The organism is Prevotella multiformis DSM 16608, assembly GCF_000191065.1.
GTDB classification, from domain to species: domain Bacteria; phylum Bacteroidota; class Bacteroidia; order Bacteroidales; family Bacteroidaceae; genus Prevotella; species Prevotella multiformis.
The window spans coordinates 734,581-756,925 of the sequence record NZ_GL872283.1 but is presented as its reverse complement, the minus strand read 5'-3'; the positions used below and the strand labels follow the sequence as shown (position 1 = coordinate 756,925).

The window sequence follows — 22,345 nt, the reverse complement described above, 5'->3', positions numbered from 1 at the left end:
GACCGGGCGCAGCATGTACAGGAAGTATTTCCCCGGGCAGCCGGGACTGCCCTTCCCGACGGCCGGGAATCCTGTTCCCGACGGCCGGGAATGGTGTTCCCAACCGGTCGGGAATCCTGTTCCCAATATCCGGGGACGCGGCACCCCTCCGGCTGGGAACAAGACCGTATTCCCCGGAGTGCTGAAAGCCGGCGCCGTGCCTTCTCAGGCTCCTGCCATCAGCCTATTCGGCTCTCCCGTCCCCTTCCGCCGTCTGAACTTCATGTATCCCGCTCCCAGGACGGCAAGGATCAGAATGGCCATCGCAATGTAAGCAACCGTCTCAGTCGTAGAGATGCTCGCCGGGTGGAAGTCGAGGACAACGGTGTGGCTGCCCGGTTTCACACGGAGAGCACGGAGAATATAGTTCACACGTCCGAGTTCTGCAGGCTGCCCGTCTACCGTCGCTGTCCAGCCCGGATAATAGATTTCGGAGAAGACGACAATGCCGCCGTTCTTCGAGCTGACGGTGTATCGCAGGTTGTTCGGCTCGTACTTCTCCAGTCTCACCGTGGCCGCAGAGCCGTTCTCCACCGCCTGTCCGAGGACAGCTGCAAAGGCCTTGTCGGCTACAGCCGCATGGCGTACATCTATCCTGCCCACCTGCGCATACTCCGCATTGGCATCGGCAACATAGCTTATCTTATCGACAAACCAGCCGTTTCCCTGTGCGTAGGGGTTCTTCAGCGGCATTGTCGTACCTCCCTGCAACGGAAGGATGAAGTACTTCGTATTCAGCATATTCAGCACCGGGAACACCTTCGCCCCGTTCACAGCCTGCATGTTGCCGCCCTTGGCGGCGATCGCCTGCATCGCCTTCTGCATCTCCGGGACGATGTAGGCGTCGATCATCTCCTGGTAACGGCGCAGTTTGGCGGGATGGTAACCGCCGATGCTCTTGTGGAAGTAAGCGGTCTCGTTCTCGTTGAAAGTATTGGAAGCGAAGTTCAGCACACGGTAGTCCAGACCCTTGTCTTTCAGGATCTCCACGTCGGCCGCCGTCGGCTGCTGCGGCATGTCACGCTCGCTCTTCGGCACGAACATACCGTCGTTCAGATAACGCTTGTCCACCTGCCACAGGTCGACGAGGCAGAGCACCAGCAGGGCGGCGATCATATAATCGGCGCGCAGCTTCTTCATCCTGTAACCGAAGAGCAGGGCGAAACCGATCAGAATAACGACGACCGAACGCCATGCGTCGGCACTGACCATGGCGGCACGCATCGCCGAGACATTGGCGAGAATCGTCCCTGCCGTATTGCTGTCCATGCCCTGTATGCCGTTGATCATCTGGCGTTCCTGATCGCTGACGAACGGCCCCGTCATGTCGGGGAACAGGGCGATCAGGGCCGCCACGCCGGCCGTCAGGGCAAGGCTGACATAGGCGAACTTCATCTTCCTACCCAGCAGGTCAGGCTCGTCGACGAGGCGTTTCAGCGCCAGGGCGGCCAGCAGCGGTATGGTGAACTCGGCGATGACGAGGATGCTCGCCACGGTACGGAACTTCGCATACATCGGGATGTTATCGAGGAAGAAGTCGGTGAATCCCATGAAGTTGTGCCCCCATGACAGGAGGACTGACAGCACGGTCGCCGCAGCCAGCGCCCACTTCATCGGGCCTTTCACGAGGAACAGTCCCAGGATGAAGAGGAACAGCACGAACGCTCCGACATAGACCGGTCCGCTCGTCCCCGGCTGTGTGCCGAAATACTGCGGGAAGGCATCGTAGAGCTGGGGAATCATCGACTGTATCTGCGGGTCGGCCTTCTTCATCGCCGTCTCGCTCTGGCTCAGCGGCACGCTCGCCCCGCCCTTCGCATCGGGCACGAGCAGCGTCAGCGTCTCGTCGATGCCGTAGCTCCACTGTGTGATGTAGTCACGGTCGAGCCCCGAGCTGGTCTGGTTGGCCTTGTCCGCCTTCACCAGTTCGCTCTTGCCGCGCATGCTCTCCTTCTGGTACTGCCAGGTATGGTAGAGGTTGGAGAGGTTGATGGCGATGCCGATGACGGCTGCCGCCGCCAGCACGCCTGTCGCCTTCAGGAATCCCGCCAGCCGCTTCTCACGGATGGCCTTCACGAGGTAGGCGACGACCATGAAGAGGATGACGAACAGATAGTAATAGGTCATCTGTACGTGGTTCGCCTTCACTTCGAAGGCGGTGAATATCGCCGTCACGATGAAGCCGGACAGATACCGGCCGCGGTAAGCCAGCACGACACCGGCGATCATCGGCGGAAGGTAGGCCAGTGCCATCACCTTCCACAGATGTCCGGCAGCGATGATGATCAGGAAATAGGACGAGAAGGCCCACATCACACTGCCCAGCGCCGCCAGCGACTGCCGGAAGTCGAACGCCCGCAGCAGGATGTAGAAGCCCAGGAGATAGGCGAAAAGGAACCATACATTGTCCGGCAGCCAGAGGTGGTAGGCGTTCATCACCTGCGACAGGCCGTCCGTCGACCGGTAGGACGGCGACATCTGGTAGGTCGGCATACCGCCGAAGATGGCGTTTGTCCATCGTGTCGCCTCGCCGGTACGCTCCTGGTAGGCCGCCATTTCCTGTGCCGATCCGACACCTGCAGAGGCATCGTGGCGATAGAGGATCTTACCCTGTGTGACGGGAACGAAGAAGTAAGCGAACGAGATGACCGCAAACAACACGACAGCCACCACATCGGGCAGAAATCTTTTCCAAGTTTTCATGTTTGTTTTTGTTTTGCTTTCGTCTGACAGAATTTCCTGACCGGGAGGTCATGGATTCCATATCATGCGTGCAAAGTTACAAAAAACAAAGCACGTACAATCTCCAGCTTATAACTTTTTCGTACCTTTGCCGCATGAAAATAGGAATCATCGTTGCGATGGACAAGGAGTTCACGCAGCTCAAAGCAATCCTTTCCCAAACAGCAAAGGAGCATTTCGACCATAAAGACTTCGTGACAGGCCGACTGGGAGACAAGGAAATCATCCTGCAGCAATGCGGCATCGGAAAAGTGAATGCGGCGGTCGGGGCCGTGGAGATGATCCATCATTACCACCCTGACCTCATCGTATCGAGCGGCTGTGCCGGCGGTGCAGACACGACGCTGGAGGTGACGGACGTGGTGGTGGCTTCGGCCTGCACCTACCACGATGCCTACTGCGGTGACGAAGTGGCGTTCGGGCAGATCATCGGCATGCCGGCATACTTCACGGCTCCTGCCGAACTGGTGGAAAAGGCATTGTCGCTGAACGACCTGCCCGACTGCAGGGAACTGCACATACGGAGCGGACTGACCGTCAGCGGCGAGTGGTTCGTCAACTCGCGTGAGAAGATGCAGCAGATACTGGACCGGTTCCCCGATGCCACGGCCGTCGACATGGAGAGCTGCGCCATCGCACAGGTCTGCCATATCTACCGGACACCGTTCGTCTCCTTCCGCATCATCAGCGACATACCGCTCAAGGACAGCAAGGCGAGTCAGTACTTCGACTTCTGGGAGCGTGTCGCCAACGGCAGCTTCGAGGTGACGAAACACTTTATCGACATAATATGAAAACTATGAACAAGATCCCATCATTCACCATCGACCACGAGCGGCTGCTGCGCGGCATCTACGTAAGCCGCAAGGACGAAGTAGGCGGAGAGACCGTCACCACCTTCGACATCCGCATGAAAGAGCCCAACCGGGAACCGGCGCTGCACGTGGGAGCCATCCACACCATCGAGCACCTGGCCGCCACCTATCTCCGCAACGACCCGGAATGGAAAGACCGTATCATCTACTGGGGGCCGATGGGCTGCCTGACGGGCAACTACCTGATTCTCCGCGGCGACCTTGCATCGAAAGACATCGTCGGACTGATGCGCCGCACCTTCCGGTTCGTTGCCGACTACGAGGGCGACATCCCCGGTGCAGCACCTTGCGACTGCGGCAACTACCTGCTCCACGACCTGCCGATGGCAAAGTGGGAGTCGAAGAAGTTTCTCACAGAGGTGCTGGACAATATCACCGAAGCCAACCTCCATTACCCGGAGAAATAAGAGAGGGAGGATGCGTCAAAATGCAGATGAATAACTTGACGACTTTCAAACCATAAGCTGGTTTTTCCTACAACAAAGAAAAGACCATTTCTTTACTCAAAATCGAGTACAGAAATGGTCATTTTTAATGAATTGTTTCAAACTGTAAGATGATCAAAACGGTATTTGCATTTTGACACACCCTCCTGTGTTTAGAGGATGCAAACAAGCCTGTCGCTGTCCGGCAGACATCTTCCGCAATAAGTCGGCCGGCGGTCTCCTTTTTACAGGTATGATGATGCCGGGAAGTACCCTTCCTTACCGGCTTCTGCCGTCGTGCGGATGCCCGTCACCGGCTGTACTGCCGATGGACACCGGCCGTGCTGAGGCCTGACACCGGTTGTGCCAAGCCCGACGGCCTCGCTGCCTGTGCCGGGGAGGGAGTGCCCTGCCGTACAGGAGAAGCTGACCGGAGGGTGTTTCGCTGCCTTGTATGCAAAGAGCGTGTGCCGGAACACCGTATGCTGCCGGACAATACGGCCATGTCGGCTAAGCCAGCTCCAGCCCGAGCGTCTCTACGAGTTTCTTTACAGAGCGGTTGGTTTTCATCAGCCTGTCGAACTCTTCACGGGGAGTAAGCATGGGTTTGATTTCCTCCTGTCTGGCAAGCCGGATGGTAAGGCCGATCTGTCCGTTGTGCAGATCCTTCGCCAGCGTGGCCCGGATGCGCGACCGGATGGGAAGCATTTCGTTGAGCTGGATGTTGTTCTCGGCCAGCACCTGGATATTCGGAAATTCGGTGATGGTCGGCGTGATGTTCTTCATCCGCTGTGCCAGTGCCTGCATCTTGTCCGGCATACGTGTACACATGGCACGCCACCGGACGACGAGGTCCTGCTGTGTAAACGGCTCGTTCTCGTCCTTGTTGGTGATTTCAGGCTCGTCCTCCCGGGCTTTTTTCCTGTCGCTCTTGAGCAGATTGTCAAATGACATGCTCAATGCCCCCAGGTTGATGGACTTCGGCAGACCTGTCGCCACCTTCGCCGCCGGATGCTCTGCGGCGGTGACGTGTGTGCCGCCGGGAGACGGGGCAGCCACCTGCTCCCGGCTTCCGCCCTGACAGCGGCGTGCTGTCTCGTCATGATGTCTCAGGCTCCCGGCCACCTGCGGAGCCGGTTTCTGTTGAGCCTTCAGAATAAGATTCTTGAACAGGGATTTCAATCGCTTAGGGCTACGCCCCGAGGCAGGCACGTCATCGTCCTTCTGCGTGATCTGTGCCACCTGGATCAGGGTCAGCTCCACCAGCAGCCGCTTGTTGGAACTCTGCCGGTACTCCACGTCGCAGCGGTTCATGATCTGCAGCGCGCTGTAAAGGAAGCGGACAGGACACCGCTGCGCCTGCTCCTGATAGCGCTGCCGCTGCTGCTGGCTTGTCTCGAGCAGCGGGAGCGTCTGTGCATCCTTTGCCATCAGCACGTTGCGGACGTGGGATGCCAGTCCGTTGACGAGGTGTCCGCCGTCGAAGCCCTTGTTGATGACATCGTTCAGGAGCACCATCACTTCACTCACCTTGTTCTCCAGGGCAAGGTCGATGATGTGGAAGTAGTTGTCCGCATCCAGTACGTTCAGGTCCTCTATGACTTTCTGGTAGGTGATGTTTCCCTGCGAGAAGCTCGCCGTCTGGTCGAAGATGGAAAGGGCGTCGCGCATACCGCCGTCGGCCTTCTCGGCGATGACGTTCAGTGCCTCCTCCTCGTATTGTATGTTCTCCTTTTCGGCAACGCTTTTCAGATGGCTGATGATGTTCGGCACGGTCATGCGCTCGAAGTCGTAGATCTGGCAGCGGGACAGGATGGTCGGGAGGATCTTGTGCTTCTCGGTCGTCGCGAGGATGAAGATGACGTGTGCCGGCGGCTCTTCCAAAGTCTTCAGGAAAGCATTGAAGGCCGCCGTGGAAAGCATGTGTACCTCGTCGATGATGAAGACCTTGTACCGTCCTACCTGCGGCGGGATGCGCGTCTGGTCCATCAGCGACTTGATGTTTTCCACTGAGTTGTTGCTGGCGGCATCCAGTTCGAAGATGTTGTAGCTGCGCCCCTCGCTGAAGGCCTTGCAGCTCTCGCATTCGTTGCAGGCCTCGCCGTCGGCCGTGGGATGTTCGCAGTTGATCGCCTTCGCAAAGATGCGGGCGCAGGTCGTCTTGCCCACTCCCCGCGGTCCGCAGAAGAGGTAAGCGTGCGCCAGCTTACCGCTTTTCACGGCATTCTTCAGCGTGGTAGTCAGCGCCTGCTGCCCCACGACGGAATCGAAGGACATCGGCCGGTACTTGCGCGCCGAGACAATATATTCATCCATAGTTTTGAAAATCTGATTGTCTTGCAAAGGTAATAAAAGTTAAGGGAAGTGGATGGAGAGGGACAGGATTAAATTGTTAATTTGCTAAAAATATGGATGCTTCCTGCGTACGTCTGCAATCTTTTCCTTACTTTTGCAGAAAATAATAAGGAGAGAAGTGAGCAAGATTACCGGACATATTTACAGATTCTTCAGTCGGTTCAAGTTCCATATTGTCATCATCTTCGGCGCACTCATCGTGGGCGTGCTGGACGAGAACAGTTTCATGAAGCGCATTGAATACGCCTACCAGATCGATGACCTGAAGGCCGAAATCCGGAAATATGACCGTCAGTATCAGCACGACACACAGCAGCTGAAGGACCTCAAGACCGACTCGGACGCCATCGCCCGCGTGGCCCGGGAGCGTTACTTCATGAAGGCTGACAACGAAGACATCTTCGTGCTGAGCGACGATGAGCAGCCGGCCGACAACACACCTAAGTATGAGACAGCTGAATAAACTCGAATCAACCGTTTACCTTTTGGGAGGAATCGTCATGGTGGCAGGCGCGGGTCTGTACGCCTTCTTTCTCATTCAGTCCGTCGCCTGCTGGCTGATGCTGGCCGGTGCCGCCGGCTTTGTGCTCATGCAGTCGCGGCAGCGTTACCTCGGCACGCGGCTGGCCGTCCGCCGTCTGCGCCGCATCATGACCCTGGCGGGCTGGGGATTCATCCTTTCCGGGCTGTTCATGGTGGAGGACTGTTACCATTTTCTCCGTCCGGCATTCACCGGTTCGCTGGACGGTTACAGCAGTTACGTAAGCATCTTCCATCACAACTGGGTCATCCTCCTGCTCATATCCGCCGTCTTAGAGATGTACACGACCCACCGCATCAGCTACGAGCTGAAGAAAGAGGGCGGAGAAGGCAGTGACTAAAAAAAAAGCTAAAAACATTACAGATAGTTTTAATTTGAATAAAAAAGTTCTTCAAGTCCGATTATAGGTTGTAATTTTGTCTGAGAAGAAGAAGTTGAACAGTTAAATGATCTATGAATAAAGTTCTCTACGCACTCCTGACACTCGCTGCATTCACATCGTGTGCCAACTCTTTCAATATCCAGGGGACCTCCAACGTGTCGAGTCTGGATGGGAGAAAGCTGTATCTGAAGACCGACCAGGGCGACTCGCTGATCAATCTGGACTCCTGTGACGTGGTCCACGGACAGTTCTCCTTCCATGGGACGATCGACTCGGTGAAGGTGGCACAGGTGTTCATGGACGATGTCAACCTGCAGTTCCCCGTCGTATTGGAGAAAGGAGACATCACGCTCAGGCTGGACAACACGCAGCAGCGTGTCAGCGGTACGCCGCTCAACGACAAGCTCAACGACTTCTGGACGAAATTCACACAGCTGCGCAACCAGTACGTCGAAATCGACCATGAAGAGAGCGCGGCCATCCTGAACGGACATGACGAGGAGACGGTGAATGCCCGCCTGATCAAGAAGGCGCTGGGCGTATATGCCAAAGGAGACAGGCTGTTCACGAAGTTCATCACGGAGAACTTTGACAACATCCTCGGCCCCTGGGGATTCCTGACCCGCATCACCTACGACACGACCCCCAATGCCTTTCCTGTATGGATGAACGACTATATGTATGCCAACGTGGTCAACCAGCTGCCGTCATGGATTGAATACATCATGGCCAAGGCGACAGACACCTTCAAGCAGAATCCGCAGGTAAAGGCCTTCTATGCAGACTTCCAGCAGGCACAGAAGGAGATGAACGGCACGGCCGACCCTGCCGCCACAGCCATCCCGGACACGACAGGAACCGCTCCCACTGCCGCCGTCGCGCCCCCGACGCCCGCACAGATGGCCGGCGAGCCTGCCCGCAGATAAGGCTCCGCTCCGCACATCCGCTTCCTTTTCTCTTGCGCATTCTTCCTCTCTCCGCACCCCCCATTCCCCTGCTTTCGAGACACGGTCTCAGAGCAGGAAGCCAGTAATCCCTAAACAACAGAAACTCATGAGGAAACTCATCCAAGGTGGAACAATCGTCAACGAAGGGCGGAGCTTCATCGGCTCGCTCGTCATAGAGGACGACTGCATCGCAGACATCATGGCCGGAACACAGCAGCCCCGTGGCTCATTTGACGAGACCGTCAATGCCACGGGGTGTTTTGTCCTGCCCGGCGTGATCGACGACCATGTACACTTCCGTGAGCCGGGACTGACGGAGAAAGCAGACATCGAGAGCGAGAGCCGGGCTGCCGCATACGGCGGGGTGACCTCCTACTTCGAGATGCCGAATACGCTTCCGCAGACGACGACGCCGGAGGCGCTGCACGACAAGTGGGAACGTGCGGGGCGGACGAGCCACGTAAACTACAGCTTCTTCTTTGGCGCGACAAATGCCAACAGCGGTCTGTTCCCCCTGCTCGACACGCATACGGTCCCCGGCATCAAGCTCTTCATGGGTGCTTCGACAGGAAACATGCTTGTCGACCGGCGTGAGGCGCTGGAGCAGATCTTCCGGGTCGCTGCCGAACTGGGGCTCCCTGTGATGACGCACTGTGAAGACACAGGCATCATCAATGCGAACATGAAGGCAGCCAGGGAACGCTTCGGCGACGATCCGGCGATCATCCATCACGGGGAAATCCGCAGTGCGGAGGCCTGCCTGGCCTCCTCCCGGCTGGCAGTCGAACTGGCCCGGAAATACAGGACGCACCTGCACATCGCACACATCTCTACGGCAGGAGAACTGTCTCTGGCGAACCGTCCGGAGGATGAGGGACGGATCACGCTGGAGGCTGTCCTCGCACATATTGTATTCTCTGACCGGGACTACCTCACGAAGGAGGCGCTGATCAAGTGCAATCCTGCCGTCAAGACCGCTGCCGACCAGGCCGCCATCCGCCGGGCACTCGCAGACGGACGGATCGCGGTCGTCGGTACCGACCATGCCCCGCACCTGCCGGCACAGAAGCAGGGAGGCTGCACAAAGGCCGCCTCGGGGATGCCGATGGTTCAGTTTTCACTCGTCACGATGCTGGAACTGGTCGATCAGGGCGTGCTCGGCATCGAACGCATGGTGGAGCTGATGGCGCATGCCCCGGCCCGGCTCTTCCATGTGGACCGCCGGGGTTTCCTGCGGAAAGGATACAAGGCCGACCTCGTCGTCGTCTCCCCCCGTCAGCCCTGGACGGTCGACAGGAAATGTATTCAAAGCAAATGCAAGTGGAGTCCGATGGAGGGACATACCTACCGATGGCGGGTACTGCATACTTTCTGCAACGGACACCATCTGCTGAACGACGGACTTCTTGACGGCACGGTGCGCGGCGAGCAGATTACCTTCCGGCACGGACAGGAGGCCGGCCGGTCAGCCGGCCATGGCCTCTGAATGCCGGAAAGGCCTGTCCCGTCCTTGTTGTGGACGACAGCGTTTCAGAGAGAAGTCCCTGTCCGACACCGTCCCCGGCCTGACGCTGCGGCAAGAAGTCCTCACCGCCTCTGCATGAAGAAGAAATGATAGCCAGAATCGTCATATACCTTATATTGACAATAGTGTTGTCCGACCTGTACATCGATATGCACTATTTCCGCAAGCGTTACCACATCACGTGGCGGCAACGCCTGCTATGGTGGACTCCCTGCATCGGCATGGTCGTCTATACCTGTGCGCTGGCTTCCATCCGCAACTTCGCACCTGCCGACCTGACATGGCTGAACATCTATCTCTTCCTCCTCGGCATGTTCGTCGGACCCAAGGCCATCTTCACCCTCTCGTCTTTCGCAGGATGGGCCGTGCGCAAGTACGTTACGCATACGCAGCGCAACTGGGGACACTGCATCGGACTTGTCCTGAGCACCCTTGCCTTCGCCTTCTATGTTTATGGACTCACCGCCGGGGTCTCCGCTGTCCGGGTGAAGCACGTGTCTCTGGCCTTCCGGGATCTGCCGCCGTCATTCGACGGTTACCGGATCGTACATGTATCCGACCTCCATCTCGGCACTTTCGACGGATGGCGGAAGAGAATCCTGCAGGCGGAGATGGACAGCATCGTGCGGCAGAAACCAGACCTCATCTGCTTCACAGGCGACCTGCAGAACATGCGGCCTGAAGAGGTGGAGAAGATGGCACCTGTCCTACGGCAACCGATGAGGAAAACCGTAGCGGTCCTGGGCAACCACGACTATACCGAATATATCAAAGGGAATCCCAAGGAGAAGGCGGCGCAGGAGGCACGGCTGATCGCCGTGGAGGAGAAGCGACTGGGATGGACGCTCCTCCGCAACCGGCACCTGCTCATCACCTCGCCCGCCGGCGAGTCCATCTGTATCTGTGGCACGGAGAACGACGGCAGACCGCCTTTCCCCAATTATGCAGACTATGGAAAGGCCACGAAGGGCATGGACAGAAACGCCTTTGTCATCATGCTGCAGCACGACCCTTCCGCATGGAAGCGGAACATCCTCCCGAAGACGACGGCACAGCTGACGCTCAGCGGGCATACGCATGGCGGACAGATGCAGCTCTTCGGATGGAGGCCGACCCGCATCCGACAGCATGAAGACTACGGACTCTACCGGCAGGGCGGACGGTTCCTCTATGTCACGGCGGGACTGGGCGGACTGGTGCCGTTCCGGCTCAACATGCCTAACGAGATAACAGTCATCACGCTGCACACGAAGAAAAAGAAATAAAAAAGAAATCCTTTATGTATACTTCCACACCTCAGCGACAGGACCGGCGACCGGCTGCTCTGCATACGTTGCCCGCACGGATTCTGACGGTTCTGTACAATCTTTACACGTTGTTCATCTTCCTTCCCCTCTTCATCCTGGCCTCTGTCCTCACGGCCTTGATAACGACGGCAGGCTGCCAGCTGGGCAACGGCCACTTCTGGGGATATTATCCGGGCAAATGCTGGTCGTGGCTTACGGTCCGTCTGCTTTTCCTGCCGGTAGAGGTCCGGGGACGGGAACACCTCAACCCCAGACAGAGTTATGTCTTCGTCTGCAATCACCAGGGCTCTTTTGACATCTTCCTCATCTACGGTTTCCTCGGCCGTAACTTCAAGTGGATGATGAAGAAGGCCATCCGCAAGATTCCCCTGGTGGGACTGGCCTGTGAAAAAGCCCACCACATCTATGTGGACAAGAGCGGAGCCAGCAAGATAAAGAAGACCTACGACACGGCGCGCGAGACACTGCGCGAGGGGATGTCCGTCGTCGTCTTTCCCGAGGGAGCACGCAGTTTTACGGGACACATGGGCAGGTTCCGGCGCGGCGCCTTCATGCTGGCCGACGAGCTCCAGCTGCCGGTCTGCCCGCTTACCATCAACGGTTCCTATGATGTCATGCCACGGACGAAGGACTGGCATTTCCCCGTATGGCACCGGCTCAGTCTTACCATTCACGAGCCGATTCCGCCCAGAGGGAAGGGGACGGAGTTTGAGAAGCGGACGATGGCCGAAGCCTACGACGCTGTCATGTCGGGGCTTACACCTGAATACCGGGGTTTCGTTGAGAATCCGGACCAGTAAAAACAAGCTGGAAAATTTGTCAGTATCATATTTTTCTACTACATTTGCCCTGTTAAAACAGTATTCCTATGACGAGTGACAGCATTGTAATCATACCGACCTACAACGAGAAAGAGAACATGGAGAAGATTGTCCGGGCGGTCTTCCGGCTGGAAAAGCATTTCCATATTCTGGTGATCGACGACGGAAGCCCTGACGGAACGGCACAGATTGTACACCGGCTGATGAAGACGGAGTTCGGAGACCGCCTTTTCATCATCGAACGTGCAGGCAAGCTGGGATTAGGCACAGCCTATATCGCCGGCTTCAAATGGGCGCTGGAGCACGGGTACGACTACATCTTCGAGATGGATGCCGACTTCAGTCACGACCCCGCCGACCTGCCGCGGCTCTATGCGGCCACGCACGACGAAGGGTATGACGTCGCCGTCGGGTCGCGTTATGTCAGCGGTGTGAATGTCGTCAACTGGCCTATCGGACGGGTGCTGATGAGCTATTTTGCCAGCAGGTATGTCCAGATCGTGACCGGCTTCCACGTCCACGATACTACAGCGGGATTCGTATGTTACCGCCGCCGCGTCCTCGAGACCATCCCTCTGGACAGGATCCGTTTCAAGGGCTATGCCTTTCAGATCGAAATGAAATACACGGCCTACAAGATCGGCTTCAGAATCAAGGAGGTGCCTGTCGTCTTCGTCAATCGCAGGGAGGGGACCAGCAAGATGAGCGGCGGAATCTTCTCCGAGGCCTTCTTCGGCGTAATGCGGCTGCGGATGGATGGATGGTTCAGGAAATATCCGAAAGTGCAGGATTAATCCCACTTTCCGAATCTTACAGGCAGATCCCGGGCGTTTCCTTTGCCGGGGTTCTCTCTTCCAGACGGGCAGATTCAGCTTTCTCCTTGAAAAGGCACAGCGGGCTATGTGGCTGAAGGAGAGGGCTGAATCTGCCGTATACAAGCAGGAGGGCACAATGCGCCGGCAGGTCTCATGTCCAGCGAAAGACCGATGCGCAGGACATCGCAGGGGGGCGGCCGCCCCGTAAAACCGGAACAGGCAGCGTGTCACACACCTCTACCGTATGTGGACAGACGCCCTCTTCTTTCCACGAAACAGACTTTCCTTATCGGACAGACGGGAGTGTCTGCCCCTGCTTCAGCTACTAAATAAACTTCTGGCACACCCCATGATTTCTTTTCAACAGGCAATTCTTCTTTTAAGGAAAGGAGACCTCTCCCTCTATCCGATATCATACATTGAATCTTAGCCGCCGTGCAGAAAATAATCTTACAATCCGGAAGCTGTCCATCCGTTTTTACCCGCTCTTCATCCGGCTGGGAGACAGACTGTGGGAGGCTGAAAGGCAAACAGCCGTCTCTTTCCTCCTAACTAACGCCCGATTGCCCTCCAACTAACGCCCGATTGAACCTCAACTAACGCCCGATTGCCGTCTAACCAAGCACCGTTTCTTGCACACGCCGTTATCCATCTGTGAACAAGGGACTTACACTCTACTGGCCATTTTCCTGTTTCCATGGACTCCAATTTTTCATCTGAGGAGGGGACGATAAACAAGAGCAAGGGTCTCATCCAGCCCCGTATGGTAAAAATCCGTGACAGATAGCGCACGGAAACCTCCTTTCCAAGAACCTGTTTTGGGGGGCGTCATTGCCGGAGAAAATAAGAGAACAGGAAAACAGAGATAATACTTTTACCTTGAAAACCTCTTTGTTTGGCCAACGAAACGTGATTTTAGAATCTGATTTGACATTATTAAACGTAAATAAGGATATGCAGAAAATTCACAACTAACTGTTTTCCAGTGTGATATATTATTTATTTCTTTACACGAAATCCCCTGAACGGCTCTTCACGGGCAGAATCGGGGGGAACTTTTTTCTTTGAAATAACACTATGAGATTACACAAAAGTGTAAAAAGTAAGCCAGGAAAAGGAAAATTTCCCAAAAGTGTAGTCTTCAACATTTGGGAAATCGCTATCTTTGCCGCATAAATTAAAATAAAATATTTTTTATGGAAAAGAAAGTTGCATCATTCAAAAAACATGAGACATTCATGGCAGATAAATCCTGTCTGAATGAAATCGCCAATTTCGTAGCCCGGGAGAATTATTCTCATCACTTATCTTCTTTCACAGAGGAAAGATAACAGAAGAAATTCTTTTTCTATGCCAGATCCCAGATGTACAAGGGCTAAAGATATAAATGTGATATGATGAGGAAAATTATATAAATGTTATAAAATAATGAAGCATATTTTTATGATGCTCCTGTTTCTGGTGTTTTCCAAAGGAGCATACTCTCAAATGAGTGTAAAAGGAAACATTGTAGATGAGAACGACAAGGAAGTAATTGGATGTTCGGTCAGAATTCTGTCGGCAGATTCGACATTCTTGTCTGGCGGCGTAACCAATGATGTGGGTGAATTTCATATTAAAAATATTCAATCGAATAACTTTATTGTTCATCTGTCATATATAGGCTATGAAGACCAATATATTACCTGTAATAATGCATCGGATGATGTTGATATGGGAAAGATTAAACTGATGGTATTGCCAAAGACTTTAGGAGAGGTAAAAGTTGTTGGTAGTAATAAAATCCAGAAAATTGACAGACAGATACTTATTCCTAGTAGTCTGCAACGGAAGGCATCCAGTAATGGACTTTTGTTACTACAGAATTTAAGTCTTCCACGCATTGAAATCAATTCTATTAACAATAGCATAGAGATGACTACAGGAGGGACAGTTGAATTACAAATTAATGGAGTAAAGGCAAAACTTCCTGAGGTGAAATCTCTAAGACCAGACGATATAGCAAAGGTGGAATACCATGATAATCCGGGATTGCGTTATGGAAATGTGGGAGCTGTCATTAATATTATTCTGAAACGGAGGAACTCAGGTGGAAATTTCTCAGTCGATTTAACCAATGGCATAAATAAAATCGGAACAGGAGATTATAATGTTTCCGCTAATTATCATTTTGGAAGTTCGTCTTTCAAGTTTATGTCTAATTGGGAACGCAGAGATTTGAAATGGATACGCGAGAATGTTGAAACCTTTAATGGAACTGCAACTCCACTATACAATGTGGAAACAGGCTTGCCTACAAAGGTAAAGTATGACAGGATGAATTTCCTATTAGGTTATGACTATAATAAAAATAACCATCTACTCAGTATTAACTATAGACAGTCATATATGGATATGCCTTATTCCATATCAGACAGAGAATCCGAACTTACAAGTGCTGGACAGGAATATAAAATATCCGATCATGAAAAGTCGAGGGAAAATATACCTTCATTAGATATTTATTACCAGACAGAACTGGCTAAAGGAAAGAATCTGTTTATTGATGTGGTAGGAACCTATATAAAAACTAAGAATAATAGGCATTTTGTTCAGAGAGGCGTAAATTCTGTTGAGGAATATGCATCGCAGACAAAAGGTGATAAATATTCGCTCATCGCTGAGGCTATTTATGAGCAAAAGATTAAAAATTCCATGTTATCACTTGGCATAAAACATAATCAGGCCTTCGTTTCCAATAATTACGGTGGAACCATCAATGCGAATGTAAGTATGCGAACAGCTGAGACCTATGGGTATGTGGAATTTATGTCTAAGGTAGGGAAATTGACATACACCATGGGTAGTGGTGTAATGAGGACATATAACAGTCAGGGAGATGTAAGCCAGAGTAAACTTATCTTTCGCCCAACACTTAAATTGTCATACAATCTGACCAAGAATTTACTTGTTAGATACACTGGCTATATTTCAGGTTATTCTCCATCATTATCAGATATGAATGATGTGAGTCAGAATATAGATAATTATCAAGTCAGACGAGGGAATCCTAATCTTAAGACCGTGACGTTCTTCTCTAATGATTTGACCGTCAACTGGAAGTGCAAATGGTTGGATCTGGATTATCTTATCAGATACAGCTTTGATGACAAGCCTTTGATGGAGACGACATTGTTCGAGAAGAACAAGTATATACGTACAATGGAAAATCAGAGGGGGTTTCATCGGTTGCAGAATAATTTAAATTTGAAGCTGATTCCTTTCGGTGAAAATTGTCAGATTAATGTCAGCACATACTTCAACAGATACATAAGTGAGGGGAATAATTACACCCACACCTATTCTGATTTCGGTGTAAATGGTTCTGTTACCTTCCTGAAAGGTAATTGGTTCCTGATGGCCAGTGCCGGCAAAGGGCATAAAATACTATGGGGAGAGACTTTAACCAAGGAGGAAACTCTACATTCGATATCGGTCGGCTATAATAGGGATAACTGGGGCATACAAGCTCAGGTATTGAATCCTTTCAGCAGCAGGTACAGTCAGTATGTAGAAAACTGGTCGAAGCTGGCTCCTAACAGGCAGGATGCTTTTTCGCATGACCTGAACAGGATATTCATGCTTGAAGCATACGTTAACATAGACTTCGGTAAGCATAAGAACAATGTAAACAAACGAATAAATAATAGTGATACCAATTCTGGCGTTTTGTCAGGAAGCAAATAGAAGGCCTCGGTATGATTATACAGAGCCGACAACATACGGGAACAGGCTTCCGGACACGGCAAGATGCCGGGCAGGAATGTGTTTCTTTGTCAAGAACGTGATGGGAGTTCTTTAGGGGACTTCGTCTCGCAATTTTCAGAAAAACCGTATTTTGGCTTCATCTTCTTCATTTCAAATTAAGCAGCCCAATGGATTTTATATGCCTCTGGACTGCTTGATCTTTTTCCAGGGAACACTAAGTATGCACTAAATCAATTCTGCCAACGGGTTAATCATAGATACATCTATTGAAAAATCTGATACCGCCCGCAATCTATTGCGGACAGAAAAAGAGAACAGGGATGTCCGTCCCTGCTTTCGCTATCCTGTAAACTTCTGGCACGCCCTGTTTCCATCGCATGGCAGCCTCTGAAAACACCTCCGACGGATCTGCCGCCTTCCCCGTCAGCATTGGCGAGGAGAGTCCGCTTTCCAGAGCAGGTCTTAAAGATGAAAAACATTTTCCCTGTTCAAACGACCCGTTATTCGAGGATTTTATGTAAGTTTGCAGAGCGTGACAAGATAACGACAGAGAAAAGACAACATTAAACTTTGACAGATATGGCCGCTACCCCCTCGCAGCACACAGAGAGCATGACAAGCGGCGCACCTGCACGATCCATCCTGAAGTTCGCCGTACCGCTCATCCTCGGCTACCTCCTGCAGCAGATGTACCTCATCATCGACGCCGCCATCGTGGGACGGTGGATCGGCGTGGGCGCACTGGCCGCCGTGGGGGCCTCGAGCAGCATCATGTTCCTCATCATGGGATTCTGCAACGGCGCCTGTGCAGGCTTCGCCATCCCCGTGGCACAGGCCTTCGGCGCCGGCGACCACCACAAGATGCGATGCTACGTGAGCAACGCCGGACGTATCGCCGTCGTGCTCGCACTGGTGGCAACCCTGCTCTCGTGCCTGTTCTGCGAGAAGATCCTGCAGCTCGTCAACACGCCGGCCGACGTCTTCCACGATGCCTACGTCTTCCTCTTCCTGCAGTTCTGCACCATCCCCTTCACCATCGCCTACAACCTCTATTCGGGACAGATCCGTGCGCTGGGCAACTCCAAGGAGCCGTTCTACTTCCTCATCGCATCGTCGTTCCTGAACATCCTGCTGGATGTCGTGTTCATCCTCCTGCTGGGAATGGGCGTCGAGGGAGCGGGCATCGCCACCTTCCTGAGCCAGGCCTTCGCCTCGTGGCTGTGCCGGCGGTTCATCCGCCGCCGCCTGACGGTACTCGTCCCGAAGGGAGACGAGCGGGCCTTCAACAACAGAAAAATCAGCATCCTGCTGAACAACGGCGTGCCGATGGGCCTGCAGTTCTCCATCACCGCCGTCGGCATCATCATGCTGCAGAGTGCCAACAACGCCCTCGGAACGGTCTATGTGGCCTCGTTCACGGCCGCCATCCGCATCAAGTACCTCTTCACCTGCGTGCTGGAGAACATCGGCGTCGCCATGGCGACCTACTGCGGACAGAACATCGGGGCAAGGAGGCTGGACCGTGTGAGGACCGGCGTGCGCGACGCCATGGGCATCATGATGGTCTACTTCGTCCTGACCGTCGCCGTCATCTATCCTTTCGCCGACGAAATGATGATGCTCTTCGTCAACGGAGGCGAGCAGGAGGTGATCGCCAATGCGGCACAGCTGATGCGCATCTCCAACTGGTTCTACCCCGCACTGGGCGTGCTCGTCATCCTGCGGTACAGCATCCAGGGCCTCGGTTACAGCAACCTGAGCATGATGAGCGGTGTGATGGAGATGATCGCCCGCTGCGGCGTGAGCCTCTGGCTGGTGCCGGCATGGGCGTGGCTGGGTGTCTGCTATGCCGATCCGGTGGCATGGATGATGGCCGACCTCTTCCTCGCCCCCGCCTACCTGTGGCTGCTGAAACGGCTGCGTAAGGACCACCGCATCCCGTCTGCGGCATGACGCTGCGCCCACTCTACACATTAAACCAGCAACATAATTACAAGAAGCCGGGCCGCAACACGGACGGTGCCGACCGACGGGCACCCTGCGTGATGGGCCGCAACACAACACGTGACAGGCTGCAACACATAGACGGGTGTACCAAGACCGTGACATTCATGCGTCCCTGAACACGAGATGCCTGTAACTGACTTCAATACAGGAAAGTTTACAGGGCAGCAATCATCTTCTATCTCTTTTTCCCTCTTTTTCCCTCTCCATCCCTTTCCTTCATCAACTCTCTCCCTTCGTACCCGGTTCTCAACTTACACTGACAACAGGGACAGTAGATATTTAGTGTGGATAAGCATATAGTTTAGCAAGCCTAAAAAGGAAGATAACAGGCCAGCACCGTTCTGCACAAAAAAGGGACCGGACAGAGGCTGCACTGGCAGCCTCTTGCCCGGTCCGGCAAGTTCATTAGTGGGTTGTTTCCCTCTAAAGAAATTAAGGAACGACTCCCAAGAAGTTCCTGAAAACAGGAATTTCTAATATGGTCTCCGTCAGCAGAGACATAGAAGCCGTCTTTATACTATAGTACAACCTTCACGCTCTTGACAGTCTTGTTATTATGCAGCTTCACAATAAGAACTGTCTTATTTGCCGTGTGCAACTCTGCCGTGACAGGTGCGACAATGCTCTGTACAAGTCTGCCGTCAACCGTGTAAATTTCAGCCTTAGAGGTGTTCTCAAACACCAGCCTGCCATTAACCACCTTGACAGAAGGAACACCTGTCACATTGGCAACCTTGTCAACCGCTGTCACAATCGTCCAGTTGTCGGGATTGCCTACATCATGCTTGTCAACATACGTACGGCCCGGCTGGTTGTCTCCTACAATATCTACATCAATATCAAGTGTGTAGCCCTTGTTCGTCTTGGAGCCAGGACCGAAAGCACCAGCAAACCATGCATCAGAGTAGACGATGCGCAGACGGCTCTTGCCTACGTGAGCATCAGCCGGAATAGTTATCTTACCCTTGAGACCGTCACCCTTTACAAGGCATGGATTGCCCTTGCGGAGCGTTCCGGCACGGAATACACGCTCGCCATAGGCCTCCGTACCGTCCTTGGTGTTGTTATCCAGAGGATAGGTAGACTGATCCTTGTCAGGATCGTTCGCATAGGAAGTGCCGTCAGCATAAGAGTAGAAACCATTGTCCTTCCAGAATGGCTGCTCAACAACGCCCTTTCCATAGTTGAAAGTACCGCTGCCGTCAAAGTCCATCCAGCCGCCTACGAAGCAGTAACGGCAGTCGTCCTTGGTGCCTGTAGCGACCACCTGGGCATCAAAACCCTTGAGGGTAAACTCGTAGGTTTCACCCTGCTTTACCTTAAGAGTCTTGTCAGCATGATGGTAGTTCAGGAAACGAGCACTGTTCTTAACGCCGTTAGGACTGTTGTCCTTGAGATAATCCTCATAAGGAAGCTCATACTTATAGTCGCCATCGGGTGTTCCCTTGACGGTGAAACGTTCAACGCCGCGCAGGCGGACAGCATTGTTGTAGCCTTCCGCATTGGTATCGAGGAAGGACTGTCCGTAAGAGCCGAACGGATCTTTCGCACCCGCCTCACTGCTGGTCTTGATGTCATGCCATTCCGGCTTGGTAACGGTTTTGAGGTCGGTTGATACCGCTACGACAGCCACCTGAGGTTTCGCAGCCTTTGTTATGTCCAGTGCAGGGATGAATGCCGCCCACTGTGAGGTGCGTCCCACTTCAACGACATTGGCATCATTGGCATCTGACGCACGGTAGATAACCTCGAAGTGGTCGATGTTGGCCTCCTTGTTATATACCACACCGTATTCATTGGCCACATGGTTTACACCCCATGCCATCTTCAGGTCAACAGTTGTAGTGCCGTTCTCAACGAGCGTAGAGGTAGTCGTAACGTCTACGTTCTGTACTTCATCAGGTTTCGCTGTGTTTCCGTCATTGAGCTGCAGCTCACCTACATACGCATCGAAACCATTCTCGGCATTCTCCACACGGAGACCGACATACTCGACCTTGCTTCCATGGGCAAGACCCTCGAGGTTGATCCGGTGCTCCTTCCAGCTGTTGCCACCGTTCTGCGGTATGTCGTATGCCTTCCACTGACCGCCGGTGAAGAGGATGAGTTTCAGCTGTCCGTTCTTCTCGCCGTTCTTCTTGGTAGCCACGAGTGCATAAGGCTTTGCGCCGTTGGTGGTAAGGTCCGTGCGGTAGAGCACGATGTCGGAGGCCGTAGAGCCCGTCGCCTTCAGACGGAGACTGGTGCCGCCGGTAAAGGCATCCTCATGGGTGAATGAAGGTGTAACGTCCTTGCTGATCTGTGCAGCATCACTGACTTTTTCGTTGGCTTTGAGCACCAGCCAGCGATAGGTAGGTACGATGTCCTGTGCAGACATATTATACCATGCACCTGAAACTTTCTTGCCACGGTAATTGTAACGGTCGCCGTTACCCAGACAGAAGTTGGTCGCAAACGGGAAGCTGCCCTTGACGGTAGAACGCTCTGGAACCATGTCGGCAAAGCCTTTCCAGTTGGACATAGGGGGTGTATCACCGGCCCACTCCATATTATGACTGTTGTAGCTTAATCCCACCTTGTTGAGCGGATTGCGATTACCACCGCTGAAGGTGCGCTCAAGGAACTGCTGGTAGTGATCCTGCTGTTCCATGGTGCTGGATCCGCTGTTGTAGCTCCAGAAACGGCTGTCCTTGTGTTCGCCCCAGAGACAGATATTCAGCTCCTTGGCCTCATCATAGGTCATATCCTCCCATTCTTTGCTGAAGTTCACAATCCAAAAACCCTGCCAGAGTCCTTTGGCACCCAGTGTGCTGTTTGCCTTCTTGGCATTCTGCACGGAGTTCTCTGCTCCGGTTTCACCACCATAGTTCAGCATCAGATCGGAAATCTGTCCCTCAGAATCTGCATACCAATCGGTAGCCTGATAGGCTGTCAGCTGTGACGAGCTGCCATAAAGACCCAAATGGAAACCGTCGAAGCCCACCTGCTTTGCATACTTGTACAATGCCTTGTGGAAGCCCTTGTAATTGCCCACAGAGCCTTGATGCAACTCCCAGTTAATATTGACACCATCCATACCGAAATACATCAGCATGTGGATCATAGGCTTAACGTAACGATACCCGTCAAAAGCCAGTTTGGCATCGGTAGTCTTCGCTCCTGCATAAGTAATCCAGTCGTTGTATGCCCCGGCAGAAGAAGCGCCATCGAAGAAGATGGTTCCACCCAGGATGTCACATCCGTTCTTGTGTGCGGCATCCGTCCACGCACCGGGAATCTGTGCTACACTGTGATTCCAGCTTCCCCACAGGGCTGTATAGTTCCAGAGAGAGAACACGTCGTTGTGCCACACACCTGTAGGATAGCCGGCATCGCCACCCGATCCGCTGCCCATCGGCAGGTTCATCCATACACGGCGGTCAGCGTAAGTGTTCTTGATAAGACGTCCATTCTGATCAAGGATGTCACGACGCTTTACGTGTGACTTGATAAAAGACAGGTCTGTAGTCGTCATGCCCATTTTGGAGGCAATCTCCTCGTCGGTCGGGAAGTTCTTGCCTTGCTGCAGGGCTGTTGCGAACAGGTCTACCATCTTCTTCCAGTTCAGCTGTCCGAAGTTGTAGTTCTGCGCCATGACTGATGCAGGACTCCCACTCAGCAGTGCTGTAAGAAGCAGTGCGGCTAAAGTAGATTTCTTTTTCATCTTAATGATCTTAGTTGGGTTATAATTAAAAAATAGGTTTTGTCAATGCTTAAAGTCGGACTGAGACGTGGCTGCCTCCGCTTTCACATAAGCCGACAGAAAGGAATCAGCAAG

General features: G+C 53.3%; 15 protein-coding genes. 12 read left to right on the top strand and 3 right to left on the bottom strand.

Annotated elements, in window-relative coordinates; all coding sequences use genetic code 11:
- Positions 1 to 204: 204 nt before the first annotated feature.
- A complete protein-coding gene (locus HMPREF9141_RS08350) occupies positions 205 to 2,742 on the bottom strand; it encodes a YfhO family protein (RefSeq protein ID WP_007368243.1) in 2,538 nt (845 codons plus the stop codon).
- Positions 2,743 to 2,876: 134 nt separating this feature from the next.
- Here HMPREF9141_RS08350 and HMPREF9141_RS08345 point away from each other — a divergent pair, with 134 nt between their 5' ends.
- Positions 2,877 to 3,575 carry a 5'-methylthioadenosine/adenosylhomocysteine nucleosidase gene (locus HMPREF9141_RS08345; RefSeq protein WP_007368242.1) on the top strand — a complete coding sequence of 233 codons (699 nt, stop codon included), beginning with the start codon at positions 2,877 to 2,879 and terminating at the stop codon, positions 3,573 to 3,575.
- Between the two features lie 5 nt (positions 3,576 to 3,580).
- Positions 3,581 to 4,063, top strand: a complete 483-nt coding sequence (locus tag HMPREF9141_RS08340) for an S-ribosylhomocysteine lyase (RefSeq protein WP_040554713.1) — start codon at positions 3,581 to 3,583, stop codon at positions 4,061 to 4,063.
- Positions 4,064 to 4,591: 528 nt separating this feature from the next.
- Here HMPREF9141_RS08340 and HMPREF9141_RS08330 read toward each other — a convergent pair.
- A complete protein-coding gene (locus HMPREF9141_RS08330) occupies positions 4,592 to 6,397 on the bottom strand; it encodes a DNA polymerase III subunit gamma/tau (RefSeq protein WP_007368239.1) in 1,806 nt (601 codons plus the stop codon).
- Between the two features lie 157 nt (positions 6,398 to 6,554).
- Here HMPREF9141_RS08330 and HMPREF9141_RS08325 point away from each other — a divergent pair, with 157 nt between their 5' ends.
- The 10 genes from HMPREF9141_RS08325 to HMPREF9141_RS08285 all read left to right on the top strand — a co-directional run bounded on the left by HMPREF9141_RS08325 (position 6,555) and on the right by HMPREF9141_RS08285 (position 18,474).
- A complete protein-coding gene (locus HMPREF9141_RS08325) occupies positions 6,555 to 6,899 on the top strand; it encodes an FtsB family cell division protein (protein ID WP_040554712.1) in 345 nt (114 codons plus the stop codon).
- Positions 6,883 to 7,317, top strand: a complete 435-nt coding sequence (locus HMPREF9141_RS08320; protein ID WP_007368237.1) for a hypothetical protein — start codon at positions 6,883 to 6,885, stop codon at positions 7,315 to 7,317. The genes HMPREF9141_RS08325 and HMPREF9141_RS08320 overlap by 17 nt, the downstream gene beginning before the upstream one ends.
- Before the next feature lie 113 nt (positions 7,318 to 7,430).
- Positions 7,431 to 8,285 carry a DUF4369 domain-containing protein gene (locus HMPREF9141_RS08315; RefSeq protein ID WP_007368236.1) on the top strand — a complete coding sequence of 285 codons (855 nt, stop codon included), beginning with the start codon at positions 7,431 to 7,433 and terminating at the stop codon, positions 8,283 to 8,285.
- Positions 8,286 to 8,412: 127 nt separating this feature from the next.
- On the top strand, positions 8,413 to 9,792 hold the full coding sequence (locus HMPREF9141_RS08310) for a dihydroorotase (RefSeq protein ID WP_007368235.1): 1,380 nt from the start codon (positions 8,413 to 8,415) through the stop codon (positions 9,790 to 9,792).
- A gap of 125 nt (positions 9,793 to 9,917) precedes the next feature.
- Positions 9,918 to 11,096, top strand: coding sequence for a metallophosphoesterase (locus tag HMPREF9141_RS08305; protein WP_007368233.1), 1,179 nt, complete (start codon positions 9,918 to 9,920; stop codon positions 11,094 to 11,096).
- A gap of 14 nt (positions 11,097 to 11,110) precedes the next feature.
- Positions 11,111 to 11,938: a lysophospholipid acyltransferase family protein gene (locus HMPREF9141_RS08300; protein WP_007368232.1), complete on the top strand. Its 828-nt coding sequence runs from the start codon at positions 11,111 to 11,113 to the stop codon at positions 11,936 to 11,938.
- A 68-nt stretch (positions 11,939 to 12,006) separates the two neighbouring features.
- A complete protein-coding gene (locus HMPREF9141_RS08295) occupies positions 12,007 to 12,753 on the top strand; it encodes a polyprenol monophosphomannose synthase (protein WP_007368231.1) in 747 nt (248 codons plus the stop codon).
- Between the two features lie 1,217 nt (positions 12,754 to 13,970).
- Complete coding sequence (locus tag HMPREF9141_RS13895; RefSeq protein WP_007368228.1) at positions 13,971 to 14,105, top strand: hypothetical protein; 135 nt, start codon at positions 13,971 to 13,973, stop codon at positions 14,103 to 14,105.
- A gap of 97 nt (positions 14,106 to 14,202) precedes the next feature.
- Positions 14,203 to 16,500 (top strand): carboxypeptidase-like regulatory domain-containing protein, encoded by a 2,298-nt coding sequence (locus HMPREF9141_RS08290; protein ID WP_007368227.1) that lies wholly within the window; start codon positions 14,203 to 14,205, stop codon positions 16,498 to 16,500.
- 600 nt (positions 16,501 to 17,100) lie between these two features.
- Positions 17,101 to 18,474 carry an MATE family efflux transporter gene (locus HMPREF9141_RS08285; protein WP_007368225.1) on the top strand — a complete coding sequence of 458 codons (1,374 nt, stop codon included), beginning with the start codon at positions 17,101 to 17,103 and terminating at the stop codon, positions 18,472 to 18,474.
- A 571-nt stretch (positions 18,475 to 19,045) separates the two neighbouring features.
- Here the strand turns inward: HMPREF9141_RS08285 and HMPREF9141_RS08280 are convergent.
- On the bottom strand, positions 19,046 to 22,231 hold the full coding sequence (locus HMPREF9141_RS08280; protein ID WP_007368223.1) for an endo-beta-N-acetylglucosaminidase: 3,186 nt from the start codon (positions 22,229 to 22,231) through the stop codon (positions 19,046 to 19,048).
- Between the last annotated feature and the right edge of the window lie 114 nt (positions 22,232 to 22,345).

Coding starts and splice junctions, on each gene's coding strand:
- HMPREF9141_RS08345 (WP_007368242.1), top strand. CDS start 2,877: ATGAAAATAGGAATCATCGTTGCGATGGACAAGGAGTTCACGCAGCTC.
- HMPREF9141_RS08315 (WP_007368236.1), top strand. CDS start 7,431: ATGAATAAAGTTCTCTACGCACTCCTGACACTCGCTGCATTCACATCG.
- HMPREF9141_RS08300 (WP_007368232.1), top strand. CDS start 11,111: ATGTATACTTCCACACCTCAGCGACAGGACCGGCGACCGGCTGCTCTG.
- HMPREF9141_RS08290 (WP_007368227.1), top strand. CDS start 14,203: ATGAAGCATATTTTTATGATGCTCCTGTTTCTGGTGTTTTCCAAAGGA.
- HMPREF9141_RS08330 (WP_007368239.1), bottom strand. CDS start 6,397: ATGGATGAATATATTGTCTCGGCGCGCAAGTACCGGCCGATGTCCTTC.
- HMPREF9141_RS08305 (WP_007368233.1), top strand. CDS start 9,918: ATGATAGCCAGAATCGTCATATACCTTATATTGACAATAGTGTTGTCC.
- HMPREF9141_RS08310 (WP_007368235.1), top strand. CDS start 8,413: ATGAGGAAACTCATCCAAGGTGGAACAATCGTCAACGAAGGGCGGAGC.
- HMPREF9141_RS08285 (WP_007368225.1), top strand. CDS start 17,101: ATGGCCGCTACCCCCTCGCAGCACACAGAGAGCATGACAAGCGGCGCA.
- HMPREF9141_RS13895 (WP_007368228.1), top strand. CDS start 13,971: ATGGAAAAGAAAGTTGCATCATTCAAAAAACATGAGACATTCATGGCA.
- HMPREF9141_RS08320 (WP_007368237.1), top strand. CDS start 6,883: ATGAGACAGCTGAATAAACTCGAATCAACCGTTTACCTTTTGGGAGGA.
- HMPREF9141_RS08280 (WP_007368223.1), bottom strand. CDS start 22,231: ATGAAAAAGAAATCTACTTTAGCCGCACTGCTTCTTACAGCACTGCTG.
- HMPREF9141_RS08340 (WP_040554713.1), top strand. CDS start 3,581: ATGAACAAGATCCCATCATTCACCATCGACCACGAGCGGCTGCTGCGC.
- HMPREF9141_RS08350 (WP_007368243.1), bottom strand. CDS start 2,742: ATGAAAACTTGGAAAAGATTTCTGCCCGATGTGGTGGCTGTCGTGTTG.
- HMPREF9141_RS08295 (WP_007368231.1), top strand. CDS start 12,007: ATGACGAGTGACAGCATTGTAATCATACCGACCTACAACGAGAAAGAG.